Raw genomic sequence first — 3,045 nt, 5'->3', positions numbered from 1 at the left:
GCCCGTGTTTGGCGATATGAAAAACAACCGAGGCTTCAAAAGGTTTCTGCTTCGAGGCTTACCCAAAGTAAGTCTAGAGGTCGGATGGCTTTCGCTTGCCCACAATTTGCTAAAGAAAGCAGCAGTGGACGTGAAAAAGCAAAGAGCTAAGCGAGAACATGCCGCTTAGCTCTTTGCTTTTTCAACTGTTTCCCTTGTTTCTCTCTAAGATTGTCCCGAAAAGTTACTTATGAGACAGCCTCCTTTTTTCAATGTAATCTACTAGAAGTTAAGTTCGTCTTGGCGGCATCAATGGCCAACCATAAAGTACCTCTCTTTAGGAATTCGCACACGCTTCAGTCGCTTAACGATACAAGCGATCTAACCTACTCGGCAGCTTCGTAATGTGGGGCTATTTTCGTTAATCAGATTTCCTGACCGTGTTCCTTTTATCGCTGCTGACTAAGCCGCATGATCCTGGATAACCATCGCTCATTTGCATATCGTCAATATTCTCACGCATTTGCGCATCCCCACGAATATCGGCAACCAGCTTTACAGAAGGTTGCCTAAATTCCACATGCCCTTTACTTTTTTGCTCCGTCAATTCTGCTCACCTACCATTCATGAAGTCGCAATCCCCTATAGTTTGTAACCAATAAGAGAATTTTACTCCAAGCTCAAATTGCGTAATCCTTTCACTGTTCGGCGGAGCGTATCACTCACTTTATTTTGAAATCAGTTGTTGAATAAATACAAAAGAGACCTACATAACTATAGGTCCCTCAAACTTAAGCGGATGATGGGAATCGAACCCACGCTACCAGCTTGGAAGGCTGGAGTTCTACCATTGAACTACATCCGCATCTATATGTGGTCGGGACGACACGATTTGAACATGCGACCCCCTGGTCCCAAACCAGGTGCTCTACCAAGCTGAGCTACGTCCCGATGCCGGTAGAGGGACTTGAACCCCCACGGTTTCCCTCACGATTTTGAGTCGCGCGCGTCTGCCAATTCCGCCATACCGGCTTATTCATTAATACGTGCCCTGAGAGATTCGAACTCCCGACCTTTTGATTCGTAGTCAAACGCTCTATCCGGCTGCGCTAAGGGCACAAAATAAATGCTTTATGGAGGCGCCACCCAGACTCGAACTGGGGGTAAAGCTTTTGCAGAGCTCTGCCTTACCACTTGGCTATGGCGCCAATTCAAAAAATAAAAGCGGAAGACGGGAATCGAACCCGCGACCCTCGCCTTGGCAAGGCGATGCTCTACCGCTGAGCCACTTCCGCATAAAACAATGCGATCGAGAGGACTCGAACCTCCACGGCTGTTACCCCACTAGAAACTGAATCTAGCGTGTCTGCCATTCCACCACAACCGCGCATGAGATCATTAAAAGTGAGCCATGTAGGACTCGAACCTACGACACCCTGATTAAAAGTCAGGTGCTCTACCAACTGAGCTAATGGCTCATACTAGAAAACTGGGGATCTAGGATTCGAACCTTGGCATGACGGAGTCAAAGTCCGTTGCCTTACCGCTTGGCTAATCCCCAATGAAAAAGGGCGATCGATGGACTTGAACCCACGAATGCTGGAGCCACAGACCAGTGCGTTAACCCCTTCGCCACGACCGCCGCACAGGGGAAGCAGTACGTACCCAAAGGTTTTGGAACCCTAAACTAGGTCCCTATAAAAACTGGTGGAGGCTGATGGATTCGAACCACCGAACTCGTACGAGAACAGATTTACAGTCTGCTGCGTTTGGCCACTTCGCTAAGCCTCCGTGATGGTGCCGCCGAGAGGACTTGAACCCCCAACCTACTGATTACAAGTCAGTTGCTCTACCAATTGAGCTACAGCGGCAAATAAATTAATGGCGGAGCCGACGGGATTCGAACCCGCGGTCTCCTGCGTGACAGGCAGGCATGTTAGGCCTCTACACCACCGCTCCACACTAAGAAATATTGGTTGCGGGGGCAGGATTTGAACCTGCGGCCTTCGGGTTATGAGCCCGACGAGCTACCGGGCTGCTCCACCCCGCGTCAGCAAGAAAAATATATATGGTGGAGGCTGACGGGATCGAACCGCCGACCCTCTGCTTGTAAGGCAGATGCTCTCCCAGCTGAGCTAAGCCTCCATAAAAACATGACCCGTAGGGGATTCGAACCCCTGTTACCTCCGTGAAAGGGAGGTGTCTTAACCCCTTGACCAACGGGCCTTATTGAGTTTTCTCGAACGGAGAGAGAGGGATTCGAACCCTCGCACCACTTACGCAGTCTAACCCCTTAGCAGAGGGTCCCCTTGAGCCACTTGGGTATCTCTCCATATAGCGGCGAAGGGGATCGAACCCCCGACCTTACGGGTATGAACCGTACGCTCTAGCCAGCTGAGCTACACCGCCACAATATTACACTTTCAACGGAAAAAGAGGGATTCGAACCCTCGAGACGCTTGTGACGCCTACACGATTTCCAATCGTGCTCCTTCGGCCTCTCGGACACTTTTCCATGAATGGCTCCCCGAACAGGACTCGAACCTGTGACAACTCGATTAACAGTCGAGTGCTCTACCAACTGAGCTATCAGGGAACATTGGTGGAGCCAAGCGGGATCGAACCGCTGACCTCCTGCTTGCAAGGCAGGCGCTCTCCCAGCTGAGCTATGGCCCCAAAGGTATTTAATATGGTGGGCCTTAGTGGACTCGAACCACCGACCTCACCCTTATCAGGGGTGCGCTCTAACCAGCTGTGCTAAAGGCCCTTGATGATTTGGAAAAAATAAAGAGCCCACCCCAGGTGGGCTCCTCAGTTGCTTGGCGACGTTCTACTCTCCCAGGACCCTGCGGTCCAAGTACCATCGACGCTGGAAGGCTTAACGGTCGTGTTCGGGATGGGTACGCGTGGTTCCCTTCCGCCATCATCACCAAACGGATTGTTCAGGATTTGCACCCTGAAAACTGGATTCGAAACAAAGCTTGCTGAATCGTTTTGGATAAGCCCTCGACCGATTAGTATTCGTCAGCTCCACACGTTGCCGCGCTTCCACCCCGAACCTATCTA

At 50.9% G+C, this 3,045-nt stretch carries 2 protein-coding genes, 21 tRNA genes and 1 rRNA gene; 1 reads left to right on the top strand and 23 read right to left on the bottom strand.

The window, feature by feature from the left end:
• A partial coding sequence (locus FPZ49_RS34970) for a transposase (protein WP_186446294.1) occupies positions 1-169 on the top strand: 169 nt, incomplete at its 5' end.
• A gap of 231 nt (positions 170-400) precedes the next feature.
• Here FPZ49_RS34970 and FPZ49_RS34965 read toward each other — a convergent pair.
• From FPZ49_RS34965 to rrf, 23 genes are all read right to left on the bottom strand, one after another.
• Positions 401-586, bottom strand: coding sequence for a hypothetical protein (locus FPZ49_RS34965; RefSeq protein WP_144855326.1), 186 nt, complete (start codon positions 584-586; stop codon positions 401-403).
• 187 nt (positions 587-773) lie between these two features.
• Positions 774-844, bottom strand: a tRNA-Gly gene (locus tag FPZ49_RS34960).
• Between the two features lie 9 nt (positions 845-853).
• Positions 854-930 (bottom strand) — tRNA-Pro (locus tag FPZ49_RS34955).
• A gap of 1 nt (position 931) precedes the next feature.
• Positions 932-1,011 (bottom strand) — tRNA-Leu (locus tag FPZ49_RS34950).
• A gap of 13 nt (positions 1,012-1,024) precedes the next feature.
• Positions 1,025-1,098, bottom strand: a tRNA-Arg gene (locus FPZ49_RS34945).
• A gap of 15 nt (positions 1,099-1,113) precedes the next feature.
• Positions 1,114-1,187: transfer RNA gene (locus FPZ49_RS34940), tRNA-Cys, on the bottom strand.
• 15 nt (positions 1,188-1,202) lie between these two features.
• Positions 1,203-1,274: transfer RNA gene (locus tag FPZ49_RS34935), tRNA-Gly, on the bottom strand.
• A 9-nt stretch (positions 1,275-1,283) separates the two neighbouring features.
• Positions 1,284-1,366: transfer RNA gene (locus tag FPZ49_RS34930), tRNA-Leu, on the bottom strand.
• 18 nt (positions 1,367-1,384) lie between these two features.
• A tRNA-Lys gene (locus FPZ49_RS34925) sits at positions 1,385-1,457 on the bottom strand.
• A gap of 11 nt (positions 1,458-1,468) precedes the next feature.
• Positions 1,469-1,540 (bottom strand) — tRNA-Gln (locus tag FPZ49_RS34920).
• A 144-nt stretch (positions 1,541-1,684) separates the two neighbouring features.
• Positions 1,685-1,770, bottom strand: a tRNA-Tyr gene (locus FPZ49_RS34910).
• Between the two features lie 4 nt (positions 1,771-1,774).
• Positions 1,775-1,850: transfer RNA gene (locus FPZ49_RS34905), tRNA-Thr, on the bottom strand.
• 11 nt (positions 1,851-1,861) lie between these two features.
• Positions 1,862-1,938: transfer RNA gene (locus FPZ49_RS34900), tRNA-Asp, on the bottom strand.
• A gap of 14 nt (positions 1,939-1,952) precedes the next feature.
• Positions 1,953-2,029, bottom strand: a tRNA-Met gene (locus FPZ49_RS34895).
• 19 nt (positions 2,030-2,048) lie between these two features.
• Positions 2,049-2,124 (bottom strand) — tRNA-Val (locus FPZ49_RS34890).
• A gap of 9 nt (positions 2,125-2,133) precedes the next feature.
• Positions 2,134-2,205 (bottom strand) — tRNA-Glu (locus FPZ49_RS34885).
• An 18-nt stretch (positions 2,206-2,223) separates the two neighbouring features.
• Positions 2,224-2,311 (bottom strand) — tRNA-Ser (locus tag FPZ49_RS34880).
• 3 nt (positions 2,312-2,314) lie between these two features.
• A tRNA-Met gene (locus tag FPZ49_RS34875) sits at positions 2,315-2,388 on the bottom strand.
• Positions 2,389-2,406: 18 nt separating this feature from the next.
• Positions 2,407-2,494: transfer RNA gene (locus FPZ49_RS34870), tRNA-Ser, on the bottom strand.
• Between the two features lie 5 nt (positions 2,495-2,499).
• Positions 2,500-2,575: transfer RNA gene (locus FPZ49_RS34865), tRNA-Asn, on the bottom strand.
• 4 nt (positions 2,576-2,579) lie between these two features.
• Positions 2,580-2,655 (bottom strand) — tRNA-Ala (locus tag FPZ49_RS34860).
• Positions 2,656-2,669: 14 nt separating this feature from the next.
• A tRNA-Ile gene (locus FPZ49_RS34855) sits at positions 2,670-2,746 on the bottom strand.
• Positions 2,747-2,796: 50 nt separating this feature from the next.
• Positions 2,797-2,913, bottom strand: a 5S ribosomal RNA gene (gene rrf / locus FPZ49_RS34850).
• Between the last annotated feature and the right edge of the window lie 132 nt (positions 2,914-3,045).

The sequence above is a fragment of the Paenibacillus cremeus genome, assembly GCF_007786445.1.
Taxonomy (GTDB): Bacteria; Bacillota; Bacilli; order Paenibacillales; family NBRC-103111; genus Paenibacillus_G; species Paenibacillus_G cremeus.
Note: the sequence above shows the minus strand (reverse complement) of the source record. Positions and strands in the feature narration are given on the sequence as shown.